Origin of the sequence: Paenibacillus sp. UMB7766-LJ446, assembly GCF_030226665.1 — a bacterium.
Lineage (GTDB): Bacteria > Bacillota > Bacilli > Paenibacillales > Paenibacillaceae > Paenibacillus > Paenibacillus vandeheii.
Genome location: NZ_JASOYM010000017.1, coordinates 19,383 through 45,295, shown reverse-complemented (window position 1 = coordinate 45,295; position 25,913 = coordinate 19,383). Strand labels below are relative to the sequence as shown.

Below are 25,913 nucleotides of genomic sequence, written 5' to 3'. Positions count from 1 at the left end.
CTGCTCACACCTTAACCGCAGCAATCATGAGAAACATCGGTCGGCGACTCTCGTCTCGCATACCTGGAACCTGCTCCATCATCTCCGTGGATGGCTTGGACTCGGCTACCTGTTGAATGACAAACCCCGCCTGAATCAATTCATTCAGATGCGTCGCCAGCGTCCGGTGGTATTTCACCACATCCTGATTCAGAAAGTTCGCTACCCGCTGTCCTTCCTCATGATAATGATCCACAGGCCAATGCAGTATCTCACCCTGAGCTCCATAATGCCAGTCCTGCTCCGCCCGCGCCGTGAAGATGGGATGCTCCGCAGACAGGACAAACGTACCTCCTTGAACAAGACATTCATTGATTTTGGCATAGACCTGATCCAGACGCTCGATATAATGCAAAGCCAGTGAACTGATCACCACATCAAATTGTCCGGGTGCAAAATCAATATCCTCAATCGCCATGCGTTGGTACTCGATATGAGGGTCATCCGTCATCTCCCGTGCACGCTGCAACATATTTTCAGACAAATCCACGCCAACCACCGAACGTGCCTGCTGCTCACGTGCATATCGACAGTGCCAACCGAATCCGCATCCCAGATCCAATACGTTCTTGCCCTTTAATTCAGGCAGCATCGTTTGCAGCTCATGCCACTCACCAGCTGCCTCCAGTCCTTGGGTGGATCTAGCCATCTGACTGTAATTGCCGAAAAATTCGGCTTCATCATATTTGTTTTGTTTCATACAGTGATCCCTCCCGTGTCATAAAAGATGCCCCATTAACTCTACCATATAAACGATAATCTTTTGGAAAAGTTGCCAACCAAAATCATGGCATGTTATTATACAGAACGAACGTTCAGTATAATATAATACAGAATGAACATTCAGTATATTAACGGAGGTCACCATGAACACAAATTGGACGCATCCATTAGAAAGGCAATCTGTAGGTAAGGCATTTGTAAGCTACCTCGTGCCTTCCATATTAGGGATGCTGGTTATCGCTTTCAACTTTATTATCGACGGCATTATGGTTGGGCACAAATTAGGCTCTACAGCGCTGGCCGGAATCGGGATTGCTTCTCCTGTCTATACGCTTTTTGTAGCTATGTCGCTATGGATTGGTATGGGCGGAGCTACCTTGTATTCAACTTACATGGGGAAGAAAGACCCTGCAACCGCGAAGCAAATCTTCACCAAATCCATAACGATCATTTTGCTGATTACGATGGTCATCGGATACACGGCCTATACATTCAAAGATAAGCTGGTCTTCGCCCTCGGTGCCAATACTGAAACATTCCCGTTTGCTGCGGACTATATGAATATCATTTTGTTGTTCGGTTTCGTTTTCACCATTGAGAACGCACTCACTATTTTTGTTCGAAACGACGGAAATCCCAATACATCCATGTATGCTCAGATTACGTTTGCGGTAGCCAATATTGTACTCAATTATGTAACGTTATACGTACTGGAATGGGGTGTCCGTGGCGTGGCGATTGGCACAATCGTATCGGCATCTCTGGCGCTTCTCGTCCTGCTGACTCATTTTTTCAAAAAAACAAATAATCTTAAATTGACCCGCTTCAGATGGAATACCAAACTGCTGGGTTCCATTGTGCTCATTGGTTTCCCCAGCTTCCTGGCTGAACTGGGCATGTCCGTCTTCTCCATCGCTCACAACATTTCACTGGATCGGATTGCGGGCACGGATGGCGTGGCATCCTTTACAGTCCTGAACTATATTCATGGCGTTGTACTGCTGGCATTTCTCGGCCTGGCGTCCGCTGCCCAACCTTTGGTCAGTTATTATCACGGAGCCAAACAGATGGATCGGGAAAAACAGACCATTCGCTTAGCCTCCAGAACAGCTCTGGCATGTGGGGTTCTGCTGTTGCTTGTTGTTCAACTGGGCGCACCTTATTTTGTGCAAATCTTCGGGAACTTCAGTGACAGCGTGACGGATAACGCCGTGTACGGTTTGCGCATATTTACTTTTGCATACTTGTTTATGGGTATTAACTTTGTCATGAGCACATACTTCCAATCTGTCGGGAATGCCAAAATGGCTATCTGGATTACAGCTGCTCGCGAGATGATTATTATGGTTGCCTTGATTGTTATCCTCCCTTCATTCTTGGGTGTCACTGGTGTATGGCTTGCTGTTCCGTTATCTGAAATGATGGTTCTGGTGACTATTGGGATGTACTATAAAAAACAATCCATCTCTGAACGGATAAACAGTTTAACGATTGAATAAAGCATGTACATGTGAACAACCAAAAGACCTGCTTGATCTACAGAGATCAGGCAGGTCTTTTGGTAAGGCAATCAACTCTATTTTTATCGATTGGCTCGTTTAATATGTTTACCTAAGGTTTTTAGATTAGGTGCTATATTACTTTATACCCGAATATCGAATCGGCCATTGCTGTCCGTCGTGGCATTTGCAATTTCTTGCGGGGATGCGGCTTGCATGCCATTGTTCGCAGGTTTGGCTGGCGGCGCTTCTTTGGTTCCGGTTGTACCGCTGCTCTGGGCGCTTTGCTGCGAGATTTGAGCTTCGATTTGCTTGATTTGCTGCTGCAGCTGCTTCGTTTTGGTCTCCTTGGTTTTCTCATCGTCCTTGCTGGATTGTACCTTCTCCAATTCGGCCTCAAGCTTCGTCTTTTGCTTTTCCAACTCGCTTGTGCTGTTCGAACTGGATGAAGATGTGGATATGTAGGATGTCGTGGAACTTGCTGCTGAAGAAATATTCATCGTTGATCTCCTCCTCTTTCTTGGTTCCACTATATCCCATCCAAACAAAAGGAACGTTAAATTCAACTGAAAGGTTGCTGAATGATTAGCTTTCAAGTCGTCCTAAGGGGGACTTTTAGATAGCGCATTTATTTGCGCACAACGTTATACCCTTTATCCTTCAGCAGCTGGATAACCCCATCCTTACCCAGGAAGTGGCCTGCGCCAACTACGATGAAATATTCCTCTTTCTTGTCGGATTTCAGGTAGCCATCGATTTTGTCAGCCATCCCGATATTCCGGTCAATAAGCATTGCTTTGTTATACTCTGGATCGACAGCCATGCTATTGGTGAATTCTAGCAATCCCTGGTCATCCCCGGTTTTCCACATTTCAGCCATCTGGTCGACAGAATCATCAAGGACACCAAAATTATCGATCACAGCGTTCAGATTCTTCTCTTGCAGTTCATTGGAGAAATGATCGAACATGCCTAACTGGGATTCATAGGATTCCAGCTCCAGCACGGGCAATTTTCGTTCAACGGCTTTTTGTATGAAATACAGATCGATACCCGCAGATGCTTCGTATCCGGCTTTCACTGATTTCAGACTGCTGAGAGTCGATTCCGCCACCCATGGTTTAAATGCATCAAGAGCATTGACTTGCAAGCCACTTTGCTTCAAAATGGCACCGAGTTTAGCATACGTTTCCTTGGACACATGATCCTTCAGCGTTGTGCCGTCCTGATACATCCCCATATCCATAATCAGCTTCTGCTGCGCCTCATCGGCAGCTTTGCTGATATCAATCTCCACACCGAGATAGTCGGCTTCGGCAAAAGCTTCTTCAAATTCTTTACGTAACGGGTAGAAGCTATCATCTGCAATATGCATGGAACCTACCAGATACACCGTATTTCCATTATTTTCGACTTCCCACATAAAACCGCGGGCGCCGGTTTGGACAGCTTCCGTGCCTCCACCTTTGGAGACCAACAGAACGGTGCGCGTTGTCCCATCCCAGCGAACTTCATAACCAGCTGCATCCCCGACGATACGGATCGGCGCATACGTTACGCCATTGATTCGTGTAAGTTTACTTTTAAGCGTAATCGTTTTGCCATCCACTACGGCAGTGATCGTGTCATCCGTTGCAGTTGTCAGCTTTACATCCATCGCGTCAAGAGTGGTACGCAGCGGAACCAATGTGGTTCCCTTATCCATAATCGGCACTTCTGTCGCATATTCTACTGCCTGATCATTGACCTTGACGGAAGTCTTCTGTGGAGCCGCCATAACTGGTACTGCAGATGCGAGCAAACCTACCGAGATTGTAAGGGATAAGAGCATTCGTTTCCAATTTTTCATATTATGTATTCTCCTTCATTCACAATATATTTCTTTTTTGGCATCATTATCTTTATTATAACACAGCAAAAAGTCCGCTCTCTAAAAGTCGGCAGAGTGGGCTATGTGAGTACTTCAGAAGCGCCAACAAAGGTAGCGCTTTCAGTTAACCAAAAAAAGGGTTGATTATTGAGAAATCATCCACTATGATAATGTCATCAGTCCGGCTACAAAAGTTAAAGCACTTTAACTTTCAATTGCATAACATCATATGAAACCTTTCAATTAAGGGAACTATCTTTCGAAAGTTAAAGCGTTATAATTTTATGTCCAATAGAAAGGTTGGTGTTTATGTGACCCATCGCGAAAGCCGACGGCAGACATTTTACATGTACCTCTTCATCTCTCCATGGCTTATCGGTTTCATGGTGTTTGCCTTGTATCCGATTCTGTCATCCCTTTATTACAGCTTCACGGACTATGATATTATCCACCCGCCGAAATATGTCGGACTCGCGAATTACAACGAAATGTTTCACAATGACCTGTTTTGGAAATCTGTTGTCGTAACGGTGCGCTATACATTTATCAGTGTACCGATCCAGCTGCTGCTGGCACTTGGCTTTGCTCTCCTGCTCAATACGAAAATACCGTTCCGCGGATTTTTCAGAACCGCCATGTATTTTCCGAGCATGGTATCCGGCGTCGCGATGTCTCTGCTGTGGTACTGGATTTTCAACCCATCGATCGGTCTGTTCAATTACGTGCTGTCCTGGTTCGGCATTAGTGGGCCATCCTGGCTCATGAGCCCCGATTATGCGCTTTACGCTCTCATGATTATGTCCTTCTGGACAGTGGGCTCAGGCATGATTCTGTTCCTTGCGGGACTTCAGGGCGTTCCTGCCAGTCTCGTAGAAGCCGCCAAGTTGGACGGTGCGGGACGCTTCAGGATTTTCCTGAACGTAACGCTGCCCATGATTTCACCGGTACTTTTGTTCCAGCTGATTATGGGCGTCATCGATTCCTTCCAGGTGTTCACGCAGGCGTATGTAATGACCCAAGGGGGTCCTAACTACTCGACCTGGTTCTACGTTTACAACCTGTATACCAGTGCCTTCAAGGAATACAGGGCAGGATACTCATCGGCACTCGCTTGGGTGCTGCTGATCGTCGTCATGGCGTTTACGGCGCTCATTATTAAACTCTCGAACCGTTATGTTCACTATGAAGGAGGCGGACGCAAATGAGCACAATTCCGACTGCCAGCCCAGGGGCAGGGGCTTCACCTTCTGTGAGTAAACGCCGGCGCAAAATCGACGCGGTTAGCATTGCCAGCTTCATTGCCCTGGTGGTCACTACCTTTCTCATGCTCCTCCCTTTGTTTTTCATGGTCTCGACCTCGCTGAAATCGAAGAAGGAACTGCTGAAGTTTCCTCCGACCTTTCTGCCAGAGTCCTGGCAGTGGAGTAACTACAGAGAGATTTTCGACACGCTGAACTTCGGTCAAATGTATATGAACAGTCTCATTATTGGCATTTTGACCGTTGTTGGCACCCTGTTTTCGTCGGCGCTTGCAGGCTATGGTTTCGCCAGATATCGGGGCAAAGGCAGCAACTTGTGGTTCATGCTCATGCTCAGCACCATGATGCTTCCCTATCCGGCGATTATGATCCCACAGTTCATTCTCTTTTCCAAACTGAACTGGATCGATACCTTTCTGCCGCTGATTGTCCCTGCATTTTTTGGTTCAGCATACAACATCTTTTTGCTGCGACAGTTCTTCTCCACGCTCCCGGATGAGCTGTTTGACGCCGGACGCATTGATGGCTGCAGCGAGTTTCGGATGTGGAGACAAATTGCTTTGCCTCTGTCCGGTCCGGCGCTTGCAACTGTTGCGATCTTTGCCTTCATCTACAGCTGGAACGATCTTTTGACACCTGTGCTCTACTTAAGCTCATCGGATAAGTTTACGCTTCCGGTCGGTATGTCTTCCTTTACCTCTTCCCGTTTCCGGATTCAACCGTGGCACCTGCTCATGGTTGCCTCCGTGCTCGCCATGCTGCCAATCGTGGCCCTGTTTGCGATAGCCCAGAAGCGGTTTGTGGAAGGAATTGTACTTACAGGCATCAAGTAAAGGCTCCGCCGCAGGGGCGGCAAAAAACTTGAATATATGGGGGACTGTCATTCATGAAAAAGATAAGGATCAAAAAGACTTTTGCACTTTTGCTTGCGACCAGCATGCTCGTCGTATTGGCACTGTCCGGCTGCAGCGGCGGTAAATCAGCGGGAGATGTAGTACCTGGTAACGATGGTGATAGCGCTAAATCCGGCTCCTCCGGCGAGCAAGTAACCATAACGCACTACACTATCGATTCCGAGGATCGCACCTTTATTGAGAAGCTGATTCCCGATTTTGAAGCCAAACATCCGAACATTAAGGTAAAAGTCGAAAAAGCTCCTTACGAGCAGTTCGACAGTAAGCTCCAAACGCTGATTGCCGGCGGCAAATCGCCTGACGTCACAAGCCACTATGGCTACGGTGGTTTTGCGGAGTATTACAACAAAGACATGCTGCTCGACATGAACGACATGATTAAGGAAGACGGATTTAAGGCGTCCGACTACAGCATCCCGGATGACCTTATGAAAATCTATACTGTTAAAGACCATGTCTACGGTATTCCGGTCAACATGTACGTTACTCTGATGCTCTATAACAAAGACATGTTCGACGCTGCCAACGTTCCTTATCCTCCAAGCGATTACGAGGACAAGAGCTGGACGTTTGATAAAATGGTCGAAGACGCGAAGCAAATGACACATGTGTCCAACGATATTGCCAACACTCAATATGGCGTTGACTTCACATGGTCCGAGCGCGATATGCGTCCGCTCTATTTTGGAGCCGAACCTTACTCCCAGGATACCTGGACCAACGGCGGCGTACCATCCGAAACTTATTTCAATTCGCCGGAAGTCATCGCAGCCTATAACAAGCTGTTCAACCTGATTTTAAAAGATAAAGTGTCTCCGACAACGGAATGGAGCAAAAGTGTAGCGGGGCAAAACGGCGATGCATTCGTAACCGGTAAGGTGGGTATGACCGTTAGCGGCTCCTGGAGCCTTGCCGGCTCGAATGACTTTCCGTTCAAGGTTGGCGTGGCAGCAGTGCCGGCCGGCGGCAATGACAAGGTCCGCAGCGTGCTGTTTGTCGATCCGCTCTTGATTCTGAAAGGCTCTAAACATCCGAAGGAAGCTTTTGAATGGATCAAGTACCTGGTCAGCGACGAGGTTCAGGAAAAATCCATTGACCTGAGCGGCGGCAATCCTCCTGTAAATACGAAGGCAGCCGAGACCTATTACAAACATTTTGAAGGCATCGATCCAGCAGATGTGAAGAAGGTTTACGAAGGCGCAGTGAAATACGGATTTGAATCCTACAACCACCTGATCACCCACTATTCTCAGATCAACGACATGTTCATCAACGAGATGCAGCCGATCGATACCGGACACAACACCGTTGAAGAAGTGATGCCGACGATTCAGAAAAAGGTTATGGAAATTATCAACCGTTAACGCCAGACATTGTGCCGTCCCGCAAGGGGCGGTGCATCTACTAAATTAGCTTCGCGGCTAAGCCTCCGTACATGTATACTAGTGTTAAATCAATATAAAGTACGGAAAATCTGCCGCAAGGAGAATAAACAATGAAGGTTAGTATATTTGATGTAGCAAAAAAATCAGGATTATCCGTTGTAACGGTTTCCCGGGTACTCAATGGTGCCGAATCCGTTCGTGAGAAAAATAGACAAAAGGTCCTTGACGCCATTAAGGAGCTTGATTATCATCCCAACGCTGCTGCGCGGAGTTTAGCCCGCGGCAAGACAGGAATCGTCGGTTTGATCATGACCACTCTTCAGGACTCCTTCTTTGACGCCGTCGTTAAGGAGCTGAACGAAGTGCTTTCGCTTCACGGCTATTTTCTTGCCGTTTCGGTCTCTACCGGCATTGGCTCGGATGAAACTCATTACCTGATCCAAGAGGACCGGGTGGACGGTCTTATTCTGCTCTCACCGATAGAAGAAGATAACTACATTGTAGAATTGAAGCGGCGCAATATCCCTTATGTCCTAATCGACAATCAGAAGCCGGAGAACGATGCTTTTTCCGTAACGATCGACAACTACAAAGGCGGTTATGCCGCTACGAAGCATCTGCTTGATCTAGGCCATACATCCATCGCACACATAAGCGGAGACGACATGTTCCGCAGTACGAAAGAGCGCCGCAGCGGTTTCCTGCAGGCACTTAAGGAACAAGACCTGGCTCCGTTCGACATGATCACAGGCGATTTCGAAATCGATTTTGGTTATGACATCTGCCGCCAATGGCTGCGGGATGGCCGCCTTCCTTCCGCAGTGTTTGCAGGCGATGACCATATCGCGCTTGGGGTCGTGAATGCCCTCATGGAAGAAGGCATCAAGGTGCCTGAACAGGTAGCTATTGTCGGCTATGACGATCAGTATATTTCATCCAAGCTGCACCCCCACCTGACAACGGTCCGGCAGCCTGCCGACCGCATTGGGATTGCTGCTGCGGATATGCTGCTGAAACGTATGGATGGTACGATGAAGCGCGGGGCTAATGTGCGAATCGACCCTGAACTCATCGTGAGAGAATCTACTGGATCGCCAACAGAAGATACGACCGGATAAAAAATATAACCTTATATATAGGAGTGACGACCATTGACTTACTACTTGGGAATCGATGGGGGAGGAACAAAAACATACGCCCTGCTGACTGATGACTGCGGCAATGTGCTTGGCAAAGGCGTGGGCGGCAACGGCAATCACCAGATTGACCACACCTTGGCCTCGCAAAGCATACGGGAAGCTGCAGAAGGAGCCCTGAACGAGGCAGGGTTGCAGATTCATGAAATTTCGCACACCTTTTTCGGGCTTGCAGGCGCAGATCGGGAGATAGATTACCGAATTCTGCATCCTCTGGTTCAGAGAATCGGATTCACCCGGAATTACTCGATTGACTGTGACACGATGATCGGCCTGCGCGCAGGCACGAACCGCCCTTACGGGGTCGCATTGATTTGCGGCACAGGCACCAACTCTGCAGGCCGCAATCCGGCAGGAGAACATGTACAGATCGGCGGTTTTGATTATATGTACGGCGATTTCGGCGGCGGGGGTTCCCTCAATATTGAGGTGTTCCGCTCTGTCATCCGTTCCTGGGACGGCCGTGAGCAGACAACACTCCTGACTCCCCTCCTGCTGAACTTCCTTGGATATGATAGTGTCAGCGATATGTTCGATGATTTCCAGGATCACGGCAAGCATGTGCCTGTCCATGCTGCGAAGCTGCTGTTTGAAGCTGCCGCAGAGAACGATGCTGTAGCTCTGGAAATTCTGAACCGTCAGGGCGCCGAGCTTGGTAAATCAGCGACTGCTGTCATCCACAAGCTCGGAATGGAAAAGGACACCTTTGACGTGGTACTAGCAGGAAGTCTGCTAACAAGGGGAGATCGCGGCTGGATTCGCAGCAAGGTTGAACAGGCTGTCGCAAACGTTGCTCCAAATGCGACCATCGTAACCTTGGCCACAGAACCTGTCGTCGGTGCTTTATGGTCTGCTATGGATGCGGACGGACATACGGTAAGCCATGATGTATATGACACAATGCGGGCCTTCCGCGAATTCGAACATATTAAGCAAACAACAAGATAAACGTCCATAGGGACTGTCATCATAAAAAATTCTAAAAAGACTGGAGTGTGCAAAATGTCAAACGAACAAGGACTAAAAATAGCCGTAATCGGCGGTGGATCTTCCTATACTCCGGAACTCGTTGAGGGGTTCATCCTTCACCATGCCGAGCTTCCTGTACGCGAGCTGTGGCTGGTGGATATTGAGCCGGGACAGCACAAATTGAACATTGTCGGCAACTTGGCCAAACGCATGGTGGAGAAATCCGGTCTGCCGATTGAAGTTCATTTGACGCTCGACCGCCGTGAAGCCATCAAGGGCGCGGACTTCGTCAGCACGCAAATGCGTGTCGGCATGCTGGATGCCCGTGGCCGCGATGAATCCATCCCCCTGAAATACGGCGTGATCGGCCAGGAAACCACTGGTCCGGGAGGCATGATGAAGGCGCTGCGGACGATTCCGGTCCTGCTTGATATCTGCCGTGATATTGAAGAACTCGCTCCTAATGCCTGGCTGCTGAACTTTACGAATCCGGCGGGTATGGTCACGGAAGCCATTCTGAAGTATTCCAACGTTAAAAGCATCGGTCTCTGTAATGCGCCGATTGGCCTGATCAAGCAGACATCGGCCAAATACGGCGTAGAAGCGGACCGCATCTATGCCGAGTTTGTCGGCCTGAACCATCTGCATTGGATTACGCGTATCGATGTGAACGGAGAAGACAAACTGGATGAGATGCTGGCCGATACGGCCAGTTACAGCGCGAAGAACGTACCTGCACGGGAATGGAATCCGGAATTTCTGCAATCCCTGCATGCCCTGCCTTCCTACTATCTGAAGTATTTCTATATGACCGATGCCATGCTCGAAGAGCAGCTGGAATCCTTACAAACAGGCGGCAACCGTGCGGAAGTAGTTAAACGCGTCGAAGAAGAACTGTTCGAGCTATATAATGATCCGGAGCTGAAGGATAAACCAAAGCAGCTGGAGCAGCGCGGCGGCGCTTTTTATTCCGAAGCAGCCGTGAACCTGATGCGCTCACTCTACAACGGAACGAATGACATTCAGACGCTGAACGTAGCCAATCAAGGCATCATCGACTTCCTGCCGGACGATGCCAGCATTGAAGTCAACTGTGTGGTTACCAAAACCGGCCCGCTGCCTCTGCAGCTGACCAAGGTTCCTCCAATGGCCGTCGGACTGATCCATGCGGTTAAAACCTATGAGCGCCTCGCCATTGATGCTGCCGTGACCGGTGATCGCGGATTGGCCATTCAGGCATTGGCCCATCATCCTTTGGTTCCTTCGGTCGAAGTGGCGATTCAGATGCTGGATGAAATGCTCGAAGCCAACAAGGAATATTTGCCGCAGTTTTTTACGGAAACTGCAGCTAATGCATAATAATTCGGCTATCATTCATTCATTCATTCATTCATTCATTCATTCATTCGTCCTGATCCCATAAGAAAAACGTCTATCGATGTAATTTCACAAAAGACAGACCATATTTAAATGTTATTTTTCTAGCGACTATAGGATGGTTATAGAATGGTTCAGCTTCGCTGATATTGATAGATTCTATAATTTTATACGATACCGCCATGTCCCAGCATTTCCTGAGATATGGCGGTTTTACGTTTTATAGACACTTGCCATCTAAATCGCTTTGCTCAAATCATTCTCCTAGCTCCATTCATAAAAAAGCAGGCAGGGAGCTAATCTCCCTACCTGCTGGCATTTGAGCAATCAACCAACTTCAGTTGCTTAGTATGTCCACCAGTTGCCGGACATCACGATCATGGAGAAGAGCTTGATGCTGTCTTCATAGTAGCCCTCATTGGAGCTGCCGGCTGTTTTGGTCCAGACGGAATTCAGCCAGCTTTGGTTCGTGGACGAGGTCATAGCGCTGACACCAAACGGTGCATAGAACGCGCCGCTGCCGCCGGAACCTGTGACCGTGCCGTTGAGTTTATAACCATCTTTCACACTGCTAGGGTTGCCGCTTACTTTGGTCGAGATCCAGCTATTCATTTGGTTTAGCTGATTGAGCGCCCGACTGTCACCAGTCATCAGGTAATCCGTTGCGATCCGCCAAGGTGTACGACATGAATTGTAATCGTAGTTGCCGTCGTTCGCCCCTTCCAGAAAATCGGCTGAAGCCGGCTTGTACGTCGAGCCCGACAGAACGACGAAGTCTGGAAGCAATCCGGTTGATGAGCTGTAGCCGCTATATAAGGAGTTGATGATGGTATAGGTTTTGTTGATCACGTTTGTCCATTTGGCATCACCTGTTGCTGCCTGGAACGCCTTCAAGTGATTCAGCATAAAGTCCGATGGACGGGTAGCATTTTTGAACGTGTTATCCGTTGCCCAGTCGCCAAGACGCAGCGTCCATTGCGACTGATTCACGTCACTTTGCATAATAGCATTGATGATGTCCTTGCCCGCCTGAAGGTAATTGATACTGCCGCTGCTACCCCACTGCTTGTCCGCAAGCAAGAGCGAATAAGCAATGTCCATGTCTCCATCCGTGGCCGAATCGGCACCTTCAATGTTCTGGAAGCTGCTGTTTTGTTTCCACGCCATCAGTTTCGAATTGTTGGCGCTTGGATGAGCCTTATAATATTGATATAGTCCGTCAAAATAGGTCTGTGCATTGCTGTCATAACCAGCCATTATCACCGTTGCCAGCATTCCGTACCCATGTGCCTCAGATACGGTATCCCCGTTGGACTGATACTTCACATAATACTTTCCTGTGCCCGCCGTCTTCAGATACGCTGATTTCCAGCTGTCCCATTTCGCTTTCACGGCGCTGTCCATCGCACTTTGCGTAACATGGTTCGGCTTGATCGAACCGCTGGTATATGTCGTGTGCTGCGGGAACGGCTTGTTTGGAGCAGCGAAAGCAAAACTCGCCGGAATTAGAAGAAAAGCGAGACAACACATCATAACAGCCTTGCTGCTAAACGAAAATCCCCTATTTTTTCTCATAAACTTACACTCCTTTTAGGTTCATATGGGTCTTGATCCATGACATAACCTTTAAGCCGAAAATTCAGTGCAGCATCTGGAAGGTTTAAACAATGATTTGATACTCGCTAAACCACAATCACCTCCGTCTTAAAGTTTAAGCGCTTTAACTTTTAAAACGCTTACATTTATTTTAAATGTTCTTCTAATATTTGTAAATAGATATTTCCGCGATTGAATCTAAAGTCCTGAATCGACATTTAACAGTAAAAACCCCGGGAACGAATGTCCCGGGGTTTGCTTGTTGCCTTTATACTTACTGTCTTACGTCCATTCTCGTTCATTGACGTTACTGTCTGTCGTTCTACCACTGTTACTGCATTGTTGTTTGTCTGCTGTTGCTGTTGTTTGTTCGTAAACTCGGATCAGATTTTATACGCCTTCATTGCTTTGAACAATTCCTTAAACGTTGGGCGTTTACCATACATCAGCACACCTGTACGATAGATTTTCGCTGCCAGCCAGCCGAAGATCATAATCGATACCACGAGAATGGCCAGGGACGTCCAGATCTGCCAGGTTGGCGCAACGCCTGCCCCGATCCGTACCAGAATTGCCGTTGGCGATGTGAACGGAATGAAGCTTGCTACTTTTAAGAGCAAAATATTCGGTGTAGCAATACTGAAAATCGCAATATAGAAGGAAACCAGGGACAACATCGTAATGGGCAATACGGCCTGACCCAGTTCTTCTGTCCGACTCACCATCGATCCAATGGCCGCAAACATCACCGCATACAGGAAGTAACCCAGAATGTAGAAGATGAGTCCATATACAATAACGGCGACGTTCACATCACTCAGATTCATATTGAAATCGCTCAATACATCGCGGTTATGCGGTAACAGCATATTCCCCGCAACTACGGCACCGAAAATACCGATTTGTAGCAAACCTACCATGAAAATACCGATGATTTTACCAAACATCTGACTGAGCGGAGATACACTTGTAATCAAAATCTCCATAATACGCGAGCTCTTCTCGGCTGTAATCTCGGAAGCAATCATGTTACCTGTCATCATCGTTGATGTGAACAACAGGATAATCAGCAGGTAAACAACTACGTAGTTTATGCCGCTCATGCCACCTTCTGACTCCGCAGCAGCTCCACTTTGGTCAGAATCCAGACTGTGCTCCGTCAGTTTCACCGGCGTACTAATAAGCTGTTTTTGCTCCGCCGTGAGTGTATCCTTCACCACCACATCCAGCTTCACAATTTGCAGCGCAGCTTCAATGGGTGTTATAACCTGCGGGGAAATATCATCACTTGAATACAAGACAGGTTGTGGGAAATCTTGCCCCGCCACAGGTTCGAACTTCAGGTACCCATCCAGCACCCCAGATTCCACATCGGCCTTGAGTGCCGCTTCATCTTTACTTGCGTCGTTAACGACTTGATACGTCTCATTTCCTTGTGCGGACGAATATGTCTCCAATTTCTCGGCTACCTCTGTTTGGCCCGTGCTCAGAAGACCGATATTCACTGGCTGATTTCCGCCTGCACCTCCGCCAATGGGACCACCATTAAATAAAGTAATGAAATATGGAATATTGAGTCCAATCGTAATTAAAAGTGCAAGTACAATGGTCGTCACCATGAAAGACTTCGTTTTCACTTTGTTTTTGAACGTAAATCCGATAATCGTGCCCATTTTATTCATTCGACTCACCTACCTCACGAATAAAGATTTGATTAAGCGTTGGTTCCTTGATTTCAAAATGTTCAACGGTCGTCTGAGCCATGGCTGCTCTCAGAATTTCCTGAGCGGCTTCCATCTGACCAATATGGATCAGGTATCCACGCTCATTTTGCTCTACCTTTTTCACACCCGGCAACAGTTCCAGCCCGTTGACAATGCCCGTTGTGCTCAGGAATACGTGCTCACGAGGATAACGACTCTTGATCTCCTTGATCTCTCCCTGTACCACAGTGTTGGAGCGATGCAGTATTGTTATCTGACGACATAATTCTTCGACGTGCTCCATCCGGTGTGTCGAGAACAGAATGGCTGTGCCTTCATCACGCAATTCCTTCACCGTGGACTTCAGTAGTTCCACGTTCACCGGATCAAGTCCGCTGAAGGCTTCATCCAGAATGAGAATTTGCGGTCTGTGGACCACTGCGGCTATGAAACCCATCTTTTGCTGATTACCTTTGGATAGTTCCTCAATCTTTTTGTCATAATACTCCGGCACTTCGAATCGGTCCAACCAGTACTTCAGGCTCTGATCCGCATCCTTTCCATTCATGCCGCGCAGACGGGCCAGATAATTGATCTGTTCACTGACCTTTACCTTAGGATACAAACCGCGCTCTTCCGGAAGATATCCCATAATCTGCTGCAATTCTGTGCTATAGGGTTTGCCGTTGTACTGGATATTTCCCCCGTCCGGATGGATCAGCCCAAGCACCATACGCATCGTTGTTGTTTTACCAGCGCCATTGGCTCCAAGCAGACCGTAAATCTCCCCTTCTTTTACATTGAGCGTTACACCATTAACTGCTGTTTTGTCTGCATATTGCTTGACTACCTGTTTCAATTCCAATCGGTTCATCTTGTATCGTCTCCCCTCGGTTATCTCCACTGTGCCGGTGCATACCCGGCAATCCAGAATGCCAAGACTTCATCCAATTCCAGGTTACGGATTTTCAATACCCGGTTATTGGACAGCTCCAGCCTTTCCTGCGCTTCACTGACCCGGGTTGTAATGACGCGGACCAGCCCTCTCTCTTCAGAAGAAGATTCCACAACACCAGGAATACTCTCTGGTCGCAAATCTCCTTCATACCAGACTTCTTTCCACTGATCGAGCACCATATCTTTCTCGGCCATCCCCAACGACTGACCACGGTGCATCAATACGATGTAATCTGCAAGCCTTTTAACTTCATCCGCAATATGTGTGGCAATCAGAATCGTGGTGTCTCCCTCAGCCATAAAGGTACGGAACTGCTCGACCATCACTTTCCAGGCAAAGGGGTCCAGACCTGATGAAGGCTCATCCAAAAGCAATAATCTTGGGCGAGCTGCGATTGCAGCAGCGATCTCGAATTTCCGCCGTTCACCCTTGGACATCTTGTTCAGCTTCACATCAACAGGCACTTCCATATCGTGAACCAGTTGGTTGAACAACTTCATATCCCAACGCGGGTACCAGTAGGCCCGAAAATCAGCTGCTTCCTGTGCAGTAATCCGGTTCTCTTCGAGCCCAGCGTTGTCAGCCACAAAACCGATCTGTTGTCTCAGTTCAATGGGAAGCGGCCCCTCATGTTCCTTCCCGAACCATATAATCTGCCCGGCATCAGGCAGTACCACTTGTTGCAGCATGTTAAGAAGTGTGCTTTTGCCTGAACCGTTATGGCCGAGAATAGCAACTACATACCCTTCCGGGATGGTCAGATCGATCGGGCCAATAACTCTGCGTTTTCGCATTTTGGACACGCCGTTCAACTGAACTGCTATGGGCTCCATGTATGAATCACTCCCTCACTTCGAGTAAACTGCCTTCAGGACTTCCCGGAACAGACTCTCCAGTTCTTCTTCCGTACATCCTACTGATTTTCCAGACTGCACCGCTGCCTGCATTGCTTCCTGTGCGGCCTTCATTCTATAATTTTCTCTGTCGCTGGCTTCTACCTGGGCCACAAATGTACCCGTCCCCTGCTTCGTACGAAGCAGGCCTTCATTCTCCAGATCTTGATAGACCCGTCTAACCGTAATGACACTGCAATTCAGCGCTCCGGCGAACTCACGAATGGACGGCAAATGTGTCCCCTCCCCCAACTGACCCGTAACAATTAACGATCTTAACTGATTTTCAATTTGGTGATATAAAGGTTCAGCGCTATTTTCATTAATCTGAATGGGTATTTTCACATCTTGCACCTCGCCCTCCGGTACACTCCAGTCTGTTACCTGTCCGTGCCGGTTTCATCCTGTATTCATTTTTGCGTTCATCCCTCATACCATTAACTCAAATCCCGAGTGGAAAGTTTCTTCAGCGTCAATCGACTGAAAAGCCATAATCCCGCTAGGCCAGCCACCAAAGCAACCCACATAATCGGGGAAAGCAGCCCCCATGTTTTACTCATATCAATTACAATCGAAAATCCGTAACTGCCCGATGTTCGGATCAGTAAGGATAAGATGATCGTAAGCGGCAAGAACAGCGAACTGAGAAGCAAATATTTTTTACCACTGTGCAGAAACTCTCCGTAAATATATAAGCCTGTCATGAGAAGTCCGTAACCTGTACAAGTTATGCCAAAGGCCAGGTACTGATCCCACAGGAACCCTTCCTCGTGCAACCCGACCACATACAGTGATCCATAGAAAAAGACACCATTATACGTAAACGCCATCAGAGACTGCTGAAGTCTCGACCACATCACCGTCTCGTTAGGAATGGGAAGTCTGCGATAGTAGGCCAGCATCTGAGTATAGGAATCCTCCTGTATATAACGGAAAGATCGTCTGCTGAACAGAAACCCCTGAAATGGCACCATGATTAAAAAGAAAGTATCTACAACAGGATTAATGAAATCTGTCTTCTGTTGTCCTAATAACATCACACCACTCATGCCGCCAGTGTATATCATAAAAATTGCAGTCCACAGCCATTGGAGCTTATCCTTGTTCATCTCACTACGGGTCAACCACCACGCCTGTTTCCATGCGTTCATATCGCCTGCCTGCCTTTCCATCTTGACTGTGCTCACTGTGTCTACTGTATATATCAATATACACAGTATACAGACCACTCTCTTGTCCCGTCAACCCCTTATTTTCCTGAATCAGGAAGTACGGGTGGGATTCATATCATAGATACGATAAAATAAAACTTGATTCCGAATATACAATGATTCATTGTATATTCATTCGTTCAACTTATAGGATACATAGAAAGGATTGATTCACCTATGGATTGGCTGGTTGAGATCGGATTTGTGCTCCTATTCTCATCATTCCAGACACACCTACGATCACAAGCATCATGACGGTGATTCTTTTTCGGGATTTACTCACCATCACAGCAGCGATAGCGGAAGCAGCAATGACAGTGGTGGGGACAGTGGCGGCGGTGGTGGAGATTAAGATAACTTCTCAAACCCAAAAAAGAGCTGTATCCGATATTGTGCGAACACAATTCGGAACAGCTCTTTCCTGTTTCCCGGCACCTGAATACCAAGGAGGTCTAATCCTTAAATCAGCTCATAACCACTCGGCAGAGTACGATTCCTACGGATCGCACGAATCTCTTCCAGAGTCAGCCGCTGATTGGTGGAGATCAAGGATTTCACATCATTGCCACGGATCAGATCATCCAAATCTCTCAAATTGGTGTTCCCACGATAGACGCGGAATCCGCCTTGAAAGTTAGGTCTCGTAAACACAACCAGCGTTGCATTCGAACTTGTCGAGAAGAAACGCAGGCTCTCTACCCCACCCAGAATGTTATCCAGATTGCGGAGACCCGTGTTACCACGGTATACCCTGCTTCTTCCACGGTAACCCTCTTCTGAATACACCGTGAGACGTGGATACGTTTGACTTACATGGACTGTTTTTTCATTTCTTTTCCCCCTCTCGATCTCATTCTATGAATCAAGGAGAGAGGGAGCTTGGACCAATCAACGAATGGATTCATCCATTTTCATATTTTCAAAGAATTCTATTCATCACATAAACTATTAAACGCCCAAAATAACTTCCCATACCGGACGTGTATGTCCACCAGGATACAGCAGGTATAACAGAACGTATACAATAACGCCAGTGATGGCACTGCTGAACCAGATCATGGATGTAAATCGTCCCCAGCGACGATGGGTCTTGAATTTCTTTTTGAAACCAAGCACCAGAGTGGAGATGCCGAAGACCGCTGCCACCGTGGCGAGGATAATATGAAAGATCAGAAATATCCGATAGAAGATCTCCATCTCCGGGTCCCCACCCCAAGCCGTATTCCCGACAAAGATGGTACGAGACATATAAATGACAAAGAACAGAAGGGCAGCAATGGCCCCTGCAATCATCGCGGTTTGGTGCGCCACCCGTTTGCCACGGATAATTAGCACCCAGCCAATTCCAACCAGCACCGCGCTAATCACAATGAAAGAAGTACTGATCGTGGGTAGCAGAAAATACATATCCATCGTGTGTTTCCCCCTCTTGTCCAAACAAGACTTGTGTTATTTCGCTGCAGGATTAAGCGGTCCTCCCGAATTCTCTATAGGATACGGATCATCATCATCTTCCCGTTTTTCTTTACGGTACCATTGGAAAAAGACGTATGCCAGCATAGAGACGAAGATACCTTCCTGTATGAATTTCATCAAAATACCGCCCACCTGCTGATCTTCCTTCGCAGAAGACAGGAAGTTGAAGAACGCCGGTCCACCGAACGAACGCAGCAAAGCCGTAGAATCCCCGGATACACAATACCGCATCGCCTCAGCCCATACCGCCGGGTTGCTGTAAGTCGCATATAAGGGTTCGGAAGCAAAAATAATCAGCCCACAAGCTGGTGTCAGCAGCACCATGTTCAGAAAAATAAATCCAATCTTGGACAGCCCTGACGCCTGTCTGCCTTCAGGCAACGGATTGAGCAGCGTCCACCACATCAGCATGGAAGTGATGAAAAGTACAATGTAATACAGACGGTGAACCGTGAAATTCAACATCACGTAATCATGTACCACCGGTAAATGATATAACGAGAACAATCCGTTAAACAGCACAGCCGCCACGATGGGATGGGCCAAAAAAGAGAACTGCCGTGTCGGCAGCCACCGAATGATTCCGCGCCATACCCAGAGGGGTAATCCCTTCATCAGTAGCGGCGGCGCTACCAGATAGGACAGAGCCATACTCACCATATGGAAGCTGAACATCACATGCCCCAGCAGATTGAAGGGCCCCGCTTGTGCAAGGTACAACACCGTAAGCCCCGTAATAAACATAATCTTCTGTACAGCTGTCGCCTGATCTGCCCCCTTGATCCGCTCACTGAACGGACCGACGAGCACTAGATAAGCTGCGGCAATGAGCAGAAACAACGCCAGAATAAGTGGACTCCATAAATCGTTGAAACTAAAATATTGCAACCCGAGCATACGGGAAACCTCCCCGTGACCTGTTTTGGTTGTTGCCTGAATCCATTACGGGATTGATTCGCCTAAAAGGGGAAAAGACGGCGACACTGCGCCGCCGCCATCTCTTTTACCACCAAACCCAATAGAGTGCCATAATGATGCACGTAAAAGCTACGAAAAATCCGAAGGCCATAAACAGGATCGGCATTAAATGCCCTTTATCCTTCAAGTGCATCCAGTAACCGAGCTGTACAAACACCTGAAGGATCGCCATTACCACCAATATAATAATAGTAAAGGTCGTATTGACTCCTCCCGCGGCCGCCGCCGCGAACGCAATGAGCGTCAGGATGATCGAGAATATAAAAACAACAACGTGTTTCTGTGGCCCTTCCGTCCGGTGACGATGCTTCACAGGCTGTTGATCACTCTTATCCTGTACCGACATGTGTTACCCCACCTTTCCGAGCAGGTACACGACCGTAAAGATAAACACCCAGACCACGTCAATAAAGTGCCAGTACATTGCGGAGACGTATACTTTAGGTGCAGTTACGACCGTTAAGCCTTTTCTGAACAGTTGCCCGATAATAAGCCCGATCCACATAATACCGAATGCAACGTGAGCTCCGTGGAACCCAACGAGTGTATAGAACGCTGAACTGAATGCACTTGTGGTCATGCCGAACTCTTTATGTTTCACATATTCATAGAACTCGTAAATTTCCAGACCGAGGAATCCGAGACCCAGTACAACGGTAATGCCAAGCCAGAGAGCGAGAGCATTGCGCTTCCCCTTATGCATCGCCTGGATGGCAAATACACTTGTCAAACTGCTGACCAGGAGAATAAAGGTTGCGGCAGCCACGAGTGGCAGATGAAACAATTCATTCGCCGTCGGTCCGTCATTCGTTTGGCCACGGAGGGCCAAAAAGGTTGCGAAGAGGGTTCCGAACAATACTGTCTCGCCGCCAAGGAACAACCAGAAGCCGACAAGCTTGTTGCGTCCTTCCAGCGTTGCTTTCTCCGGTTCATGCGGCAATTTGCCATTTATCGGTTCGGCATGTGAAGTTGTCATGTTCTAACCCCCTTCTCATCCTGATCCTCCGGTTCAATATGCCAGCCATGATCATCGTAAAGTGACCGCAGCGCCATAGCACCAAATGTAATCAATAGGCCAATAATAACCACAATATAATTGTTGAACAATCCGTTCATAAAGGCATTGCCAAAATCATCCTTGCTGAACATTAGACCCAGTCCGGCAATGAATATACCAACAGACATCACAAACGGCAGTGGAGTTGCTGACGGCATATGAATCGAACCTACAGGTTCAGCCGGTGTCATCTCCGTATGTCCTGCCATTTTTTCTTTCCAGTATGCATCTATTCCGCGTACCAGAGGCGTCTGCTTAAAGTTATATTCCGGCGGCGGAGATGGAATGGACCACTCCAACGTACGGCCATCTTCCCACGGATCATTTGGTGCATCAACTGGTTTTCTTGTTGTAATCACGATGTTCACGAGGAACATGATGACCCCAACACCCATCAGGAATGCACCGATGGAGCTGACCAGGTTGAGCAGATCAAAATCCTGATTCGGCAAGTATGTAACGATCCGGCGCTGCATCCCCATCAAACCAAGGAAATGCTGAACAAAGAACGTTAATTGGAAGCCGATCATGAATGTCCAGAACGTCCATTTTCCAAGTGTTTCGCTCAGCATGCGACCGAACATTTTCGGCCACCAGTAATGTAGTCCTGAGAACAAACCAAGTACTAACCCACCAACGATAACGTAATGGAAGTGAGCTACAACAAAGTACGTATCATGGAACTGGAAATCCGCAGGCGCAGAGGCCAGCATGACACCCGTAACCCCACCCATAACGAAGGTTGGAACGAATCCTACAGCAAACAGGTTTGCTGCCGTAAAACGAATCTGACCGCCCCACATCGTAAAGAGCCAGTTAAATATTTTGATCCCCGTTGGTACAGCAATCAGCATCGTAGATATGGAGAACAATGCATTCGCCACGGTCCCCAGACCTGTTGTAAACATGTGATGCGCCCACACCATGAATCCCAGGAAGGCAATCAGGATGGTTGCAAACACCATGGAGCTGTAACCGAACAGTCTTTTACGTGCAAAGGTTGGAATAACCTCCGAGATAATACCAAATGCCGGCAAAATGAGAATGTATACTTCCGGGTGCCCAAAGATCCAGAAGATATGCTGCCAGAGTACCGGGTTACCACCACCCGCAACATCGAAGAAATTGGCTCCCAGTATACGGTCAAACGTTAACAATACAAGTCCTACCGTAATGGCAGGGAATGCAAAAAGGATAATAGCTGATGTAATAAATGTCGTCCAAGTAAACATCGGCATCCGCATATAGGACATTCCCGGCGCACGCATCGTAATGATGGTTGCGAGAAAGTTAATGCCCCCTATGAGTGTGCCCAGACCTGCGATCTGAAGTCCTATCGTGTAGAAATCCACACCGTGCGTCCCACTGTACTCACTGCCAGAGAGTGGCGTATACGAAGTCCAGCCGGCATCCGGTGCACCTCCCATCAACCAGCTCAGGTTCAGCAGCAGTCCGCCAAACAGGAACGTCCAGAAACCCAGCGCGTTAACAAAAGGGAAAGCAACGTCCCGCGCTCCAATCTGCAAAGGCACAACGGCATTCATCAGAGCAAAAATAATAGGCATGACACCAAGGAAAATCATTGTTGTTCCGTGCATCGTAATCAATTCGTTAAAGACCTGTGCCGACACAAAATCATTCATCGGTTTCATTAACTGAATCCGAATCAAAATGGCTTCAATACCGCCGATTCCGAAGAAAAATCCACCCGCAATCAAATAAAGAACGGCGATTTTTTTGTGATCGACGGTGGTGATCCAATCCATCAAGCCCCTATACCGCTTGACGCTATGAGCATGAGCCAAGGTTGTGTACCCCCTTCTTCGTCCTTGCTGTTCTATTCATAGTCCAATTTGTAGTTGGCCAGATATTCGGCAATTCCGTCGATTTCTTCATCAGTGAGCCCAAGGTCTTTCGGATTAGGCATCGTGTTGCCCGGCTTCACGGATTGTGGATCATGGAGCCATTCTTTCATGTTGTCGAGTACCGGATTGCCGTCTTCCTGTCCTTCACCCTGGTTCAACAGAATGCCTGCCACGGATTGCTTGCCGCCGATTCCCGTCAGGTTAGGCGCAACCGGCCCGCCCTGATCCCCAACTGCATGGCAAGAAAGACAGTTCGTCTTGAACTTCTCAGCCAATTGGGTATCTTCCGGAAGTACCGCCGGGGCTTTCATTTCATTGACCCATTTGTCAAAGGATTCCTGACTGACCGCTTTTACCTTGAATTCCATGAAGGCATGCGACCTGCCGCATAATTCAGCACATTTACCTCGGTAAACGCCTTCATTCGGCGCCGAGAAGCTGAACTTGTTAAGTGTCCCATCTGGGTTTGTGTCCATTTTACCCGCAAGTGACGGCACCCAGAAGGAGTGAAGCACGTCAGCGGTTTTCAATTCGAATGCGATTTTCTTTCCGGTCGGGATGATGAGATCTTGAGCGGTGGTTACATCATATTGAGGATAAGTGAATTCCCACCAGTACTGATGCGAGGTGACTTTGACCTGAATTGCATTTTTGTCATTGGACAGATCTTCGCCTTGGGCAAAAATCGTTTTTACCGTCGGTACTGCCAGAACGATAACAAGCAACAACGGAATGGCTGTCCATATTACTTCCAGCTTGAAATTACCTTCAACCTGTTCGGGCATTTCATTCTGCCCGGCTCGTCTGCGAAACCGGATCAACACATACGCAGCAATAGCAAATACAATGATGAGCACCACGATCATAATCGTAATGGACAGCTTCATCAGATCATATTGGCCTTGCGCCACAGGACCCTGAGGTTTCATTACCGACAAGTCTTCCCGCCCGCATGCGGATAGCAGCAAAGAGAACACCGCCAGCAAGGGGAGAATTCGCTTTGCAACCTGCCACTGTTTCATCATTGATCTACCCCACTTTTTTAACATTTTCGTAGATTTCCGTTTTCGCCCAAAATAAACTCAAATTAAGTTCATTTCAGCACGATACAGGTAATCCTGTCCGACATACAGAACGCTTACAAAAATAACGCTTCCACTAATCCCGTCTTTTCCTGCTAAGGGCATGTCTGCGCATTCTTCCAATTCATTCTATATGGTTCAATCACTTATTAAATATAAGTTGAGGGTATGATTTTGTCAATCTTTGGACACATGTTCACAAATTGTTCACTATATGTAAAAAAACCGCACCACAACTTGATTTGTAACCGATTTCAGTTAAAAGTATTACTCTCTACTTTTGAAAAATTTTGCCAAATTTCGGTGATAAAATTGATTTTTTTGCCGATTTTTCTCACATTGAAAACATGCAGTATTATGCAAAAAAAGAAAAGCATGCATCGGGTGATCTCCTTTACAACTCTTGGAAGGAGCAGTGGGTCCCATACCGCCTCCATTTAGAATCAGACGGTACGGAGCCTAAACCAATTGTATATCTCGACACCGTTATACAGCCCCACTACCAGCTTGCAAGTGATTCAGCATTCATGTCCCATCCGTCAGTATAAGAGGTCCATCCCCTGTGATAGCCACCGTATGCTCATACTGGACGCCCCAGCTTCCATCAACGGTTCTTACCGTCCAGCCGTCTTCATCCCATACAACCGCTCCAGAGCTGCCTTTTGTAAATATGGGCTCGATGGTAATAACCATGCCCTCTGTCAGCAACATACCCGTTCTGCGTTTCCCGTAAGGAAGCACGTTTGGGGGTTCATGGATGTATTGACCAATGCCATGACCAATGAGAGGCTTCACAATACCGTAACGATACATCTTCGCTGTCCGCTCAATCGCATTCCCGATATCCCCCAGCGTATTTCCTGGCACTGCCAGTGCTATGGCCTTATGAAGTGCCCTTTCCGTTCGCTTCATTAGCTTACGAATGGACCTGCGTTGTTCACCGATCCCATACGTCCATGCAGAGTCGGCAAGCCAGCCGTCTTTGTTCACCACCATATCAATGGTTACCACATCTCCTGTGGACAGTTCCCGGTCATCAGGGAAGCCGTGGCAAACCACTTCATTAACGGAGGCGCATGTAGCGTATGGATACCCTTTGTATCCCTTTTGCTCAGGTGTAGCTCCTCTTTCAGCCAAAAAAGCTTCCACCCGCTCGTTAATGTCACCTGTGGTTACACCAGGGGCGAGCCACTTTTCAATTTGCTCGTGACAGCTTCGCAGAATGCGTCCTGCTTCCCGCATGTAGCCAATCTCTTCTTTTGTTTTCAAAATAGGGTCCACATGCATTCATCCTTCCTGCCATATGTGTACTTCCATGTATATGCAGCAGGAACGGAACAAAGCCCCCCAAAAGTGCAGCGAAGCTCGGAGGCTTATTCCAATTACTCTTTGGGAACCATTACCCATTAGAAATATATACATATCATTTTCCAAACAAAAAAAAACCGCCTGCCGGAGCCTAATGCCCGTGAGACGGTTCTATTCATATCGGAACAGTATATTCAGAGTTGTGTGTGTTTCAGGACACGGAAGAATCCATCTTGACAAGCTCATGCTCGACCACAGAAGTCAATTCTTCCTCGTATCCACCCGTAATCCGGTATTTTCTCACGTACTCCTTCACGAATTTTTTTGGATCTTTAGGACGGAAAATCCGAGTCATTTCCCTCAAACTTTCTTTGACCTCATTGTGACCTTTCGTTGCCATTGTAATTCCCTCCCAAAACGTTGAAAGTGAATGCTCCGTTTAGAGAATGCCGAATAAGTCTTAAATGCCATCCATGAAGTTGTGTGCGCGGCTCAAAGCAAGCTTTAGGTCGGGAACCCTGCTTAAGCAAGTACCTGACACTATAAATACCCGAT

At 47.7% G+C, this 25,913-nt stretch carries 26 protein-coding genes; 8 read left to right on the top strand and 18 right to left on the bottom strand.

What is annotated here, in order from left to right:
* Positions 1 to 4 precede the first annotated feature (4 nt).
* Positions 5 to 739 carry a class I SAM-dependent methyltransferase gene (locus tag QP794_RS29520; protein WP_285080271.1) on the bottom strand — a complete coding sequence of 245 codons (735 nt, stop codon included), beginning with the start codon at positions 737 to 739 and terminating at the stop codon, positions 5 to 7.
* A 166-nt stretch (positions 740 to 905) separates the two neighbouring features.
* Here QP794_RS29520 and QP794_RS29515 point away from each other — a divergent pair, with 166 nt between their 5' ends.
* On the top strand, positions 906 to 2,261 hold the full coding sequence (locus QP794_RS29515) for an MATE family efflux transporter (protein ID WP_285080270.1): 1,356 nt from the start codon (positions 906 to 908) through the stop codon (positions 2,259 to 2,261).
* A gap of 143 nt (positions 2,262 to 2,404) precedes the next feature.
* Here the strand turns inward: QP794_RS29515 and QP794_RS29510 are convergent, their stop codons facing one another.
* Together QP794_RS29510 and QP794_RS29505 are read right to left on the bottom strand one after the other, a co-directional pair.
* Positions 2,405 to 2,761, bottom strand: coding sequence for a FlxA-like family protein (locus QP794_RS29510; RefSeq protein WP_285080269.1), 357 nt, complete (start codon positions 2,759 to 2,761; stop codon positions 2,405 to 2,407).
* A 128-nt stretch (positions 2,762 to 2,889) separates the two neighbouring features.
* Positions 2,890 to 4,110, bottom strand: a complete 1,221-nt coding sequence (locus QP794_RS29505; RefSeq protein ID WP_285080267.1) for a TraB/GumN family protein — start codon at positions 4,108 to 4,110, stop codon at positions 2,890 to 2,892.
* Positions 4,111 to 4,415: 305 nt separating this feature from the next.
* Here QP794_RS29505 and QP794_RS29500 point away from each other — a divergent pair, with 305 nt between their 5' ends.
* From QP794_RS29500 to QP794_RS29475, 6 genes are all read left to right on the top strand, one after another.
* Positions 4,416 to 5,336: a carbohydrate ABC transporter permease gene (locus tag QP794_RS29500; protein ID WP_483311971.1), complete on the top strand. Its 921-nt coding sequence runs from the start codon at positions 4,416 to 4,418 to the stop codon at positions 5,334 to 5,336.
* Complete coding sequence (locus QP794_RS29495; protein ID WP_285080266.1) at positions 5,333 to 6,223, top strand: carbohydrate ABC transporter permease; 891 nt, start codon at positions 5,333 to 5,335, stop codon at positions 6,221 to 6,223. Before QP794_RS29500 ends, QP794_RS29495 begins: the two co-directional genes overlap by 4 nt.
* Positions 6,224 to 6,276: 53 nt before the next feature.
* Positions 6,277 to 7,668, top strand: a complete 1,392-nt coding sequence (locus QP794_RS29490) for an ABC transporter substrate-binding protein (protein WP_285080264.1) — start codon at positions 6,277 to 6,279, stop codon at positions 7,666 to 7,668.
* A 131-nt stretch (positions 7,669 to 7,799) separates the two neighbouring features.
* Positions 7,800 to 8,807 carry a LacI family DNA-binding transcriptional regulator gene (locus QP794_RS29485; protein WP_285080263.1) on the top strand — a complete coding sequence of 336 codons (1,008 nt, stop codon included), beginning with the start codon at positions 7,800 to 7,802 and terminating at the stop codon, positions 8,805 to 8,807.
* A 33-nt stretch (positions 8,808 to 8,840) separates the two neighbouring features.
* Positions 8,841 to 9,833, top strand: coding sequence for an N-acetylglucosamine kinase (locus tag QP794_RS29480; RefSeq protein ID WP_285080261.1), 993 nt, complete (start codon positions 8,841 to 8,843; stop codon positions 9,831 to 9,833).
* Between the two features lie 54 nt (positions 9,834 to 9,887).
* Positions 9,888 to 11,213, top strand: coding sequence for a 6-phospho-beta-glucosidase (locus QP794_RS29475; protein ID WP_285080260.1), 1,326 nt, complete (start codon positions 9,888 to 9,890; stop codon positions 11,211 to 11,213).
* 363 nt (positions 11,214 to 11,576) lie between these two features.
* Here the strand turns inward: QP794_RS29475 and QP794_RS29470 are convergent, their stop codons facing one another.
* The 6 genes from QP794_RS29470 to QP794_RS29445 all read right to left on the bottom strand — a co-directional run bounded on the left by QP794_RS29470 (position 11,577) and on the right by QP794_RS29445 (position 17,532).
* Positions 11,577 to 12,806, bottom strand: coding sequence for a family 8 glycosyl hydrolase (locus tag QP794_RS29470; protein ID WP_285080258.1), 1,230 nt, complete (start codon positions 12,804 to 12,806; stop codon positions 11,577 to 11,579).
* Positions 12,807 to 13,210: 404 nt separating this feature from the next.
* Positions 13,211 to 14,509: an ABC transporter permease gene (locus QP794_RS29465; RefSeq protein WP_285080257.1), complete on the bottom strand. Its 1,299-nt coding sequence runs from the start codon at positions 14,507 to 14,509 to the stop codon at positions 13,211 to 13,213.
* Positions 14,502 to 15,404 (bottom strand): ABC transporter ATP-binding protein, encoded by a 903-nt coding sequence (locus tag QP794_RS29460; RefSeq protein ID WP_285080255.1) that lies wholly within the window; start codon positions 15,402 to 15,404, stop codon positions 14,502 to 14,504. Before QP794_RS29460 ends, QP794_RS29465 begins: the two co-directional genes overlap by 8 nt.
* Before the next feature lie 20 nt (positions 15,405 to 15,424).
* Positions 15,425 to 16,321, bottom strand: a complete 897-nt coding sequence (locus QP794_RS29455) for an ATP-binding cassette domain-containing protein (RefSeq protein WP_285080254.1) — start codon at positions 16,319 to 16,321, stop codon at positions 15,425 to 15,427.
* 15 nt (positions 16,322 to 16,336) lie between these two features.
* A complete protein-coding gene (locus tag QP794_RS29450; protein ID WP_285080252.1) occupies positions 16,337 to 16,726 on the bottom strand; it encodes a GntR family transcriptional regulator in 390 nt (129 codons plus the stop codon).
* 92 nt (positions 16,727 to 16,818) lie between these two features.
* Positions 16,819 to 17,532 (bottom strand): hypothetical protein, encoded by a 714-nt coding sequence (locus tag QP794_RS29445; RefSeq protein ID WP_285080251.1) that lies wholly within the window; start codon positions 17,530 to 17,532, stop codon positions 16,819 to 16,821.
* A 250-nt stretch (positions 17,533 to 17,782) separates the two neighbouring features.
* On the opposite strand from QP794_RS29445, the gene QP794_RS29440 reads away from it, so the two are divergent.
* Complete coding sequence (locus QP794_RS29440; RefSeq protein ID WP_285080249.1) at positions 17,783 to 17,944, top strand: hypothetical protein; 162 nt, start codon at positions 17,783 to 17,785, stop codon at positions 17,942 to 17,944.
* A 107-nt stretch (positions 17,945 to 18,051) separates the two neighbouring features.
* Here the strand turns inward: QP794_RS29440 and QP794_RS29435 are convergent, their stop codons facing one another.
* The 9 genes from QP794_RS29435 to QP794_RS29395 form a co-directional block, all read right to left on the bottom strand.
* Positions 18,052 to 18,378: a hypothetical protein gene (locus tag QP794_RS29435; protein ID WP_285080248.1), complete on the bottom strand. Its 327-nt coding sequence runs from the start codon at positions 18,376 to 18,378 to the stop codon at positions 18,052 to 18,054.
* Positions 18,379 to 18,540: 162 nt separating this feature from the next.
* Positions 18,541 to 19,005, bottom strand: coding sequence for a DUF420 domain-containing protein (locus QP794_RS29430; protein WP_285080246.1), 465 nt, complete (start codon positions 19,003 to 19,005; stop codon positions 18,541 to 18,543).
* A gap of 36 nt (positions 19,006 to 19,041) precedes the next feature.
* Positions 19,042 to 19,965: a cytochrome c oxidase assembly factor CtaG gene (ctaG, locus tag QP794_RS29425; RefSeq protein WP_285080245.1), complete on the bottom strand. Its 924-nt coding sequence runs from the start codon at positions 19,963 to 19,965 to the stop codon at positions 19,042 to 19,044.
* 106 nt (positions 19,966 to 20,071) lie between these two features.
* Positions 20,072 to 20,392, bottom strand: a complete 321-nt coding sequence (locus tag QP794_RS29420) for a cytochrome C oxidase subunit IV family protein (RefSeq protein ID WP_079348834.1) — start codon at positions 20,390 to 20,392, stop codon at positions 20,072 to 20,074.
* A gap of 3 nt (positions 20,393 to 20,395) precedes the next feature.
* Positions 20,396 to 21,022 carry a cytochrome (ubi)quinol oxidase subunit III gene (locus QP794_RS29415; protein ID WP_285080244.1) on the bottom strand — a complete coding sequence of 209 codons (627 nt, stop codon included), beginning with the start codon at positions 21,020 to 21,022 and terminating at the stop codon, positions 20,396 to 20,398.
* Positions 21,019 to 22,869: a cytochrome c oxidase subunit I gene (ctaD, locus tag QP794_RS29410; RefSeq protein ID WP_443146447.1), complete on the bottom strand. Its 1,851-nt coding sequence runs from the start codon at positions 22,867 to 22,869 to the stop codon at positions 21,019 to 21,021. The genes QP794_RS29415 and ctaD overlap by 4 nt, the downstream gene beginning before the upstream one ends.
* 71 nt (positions 22,870 to 22,940) lie before the next feature.
* Positions 22,941 to 23,993: a cytochrome c oxidase subunit II gene (gene coxB / locus QP794_RS29405; protein WP_079348831.1), complete on the bottom strand. Its 1,053-nt coding sequence runs from the start codon at positions 23,991 to 23,993 to the stop codon at positions 22,941 to 22,943.
* Positions 23,994 to 24,575: 582 nt separating this feature from the next.
* Positions 24,576 to 25,337, bottom strand: coding sequence for a type I methionyl aminopeptidase (map, locus tag QP794_RS29400; protein ID WP_024632137.1), 762 nt, complete (start codon positions 25,335 to 25,337; stop codon positions 24,576 to 24,578).
* 232 nt (positions 25,338 to 25,569) lie between these two features.
* A complete protein-coding gene (locus QP794_RS29395) occupies positions 25,570 to 25,758 on the bottom strand; it encodes a hypothetical protein (RefSeq protein ID WP_017690840.1) in 189 nt (62 codons plus the stop codon).
* Positions 25,759 to 25,913: the final 155 nt, after the last annotated feature.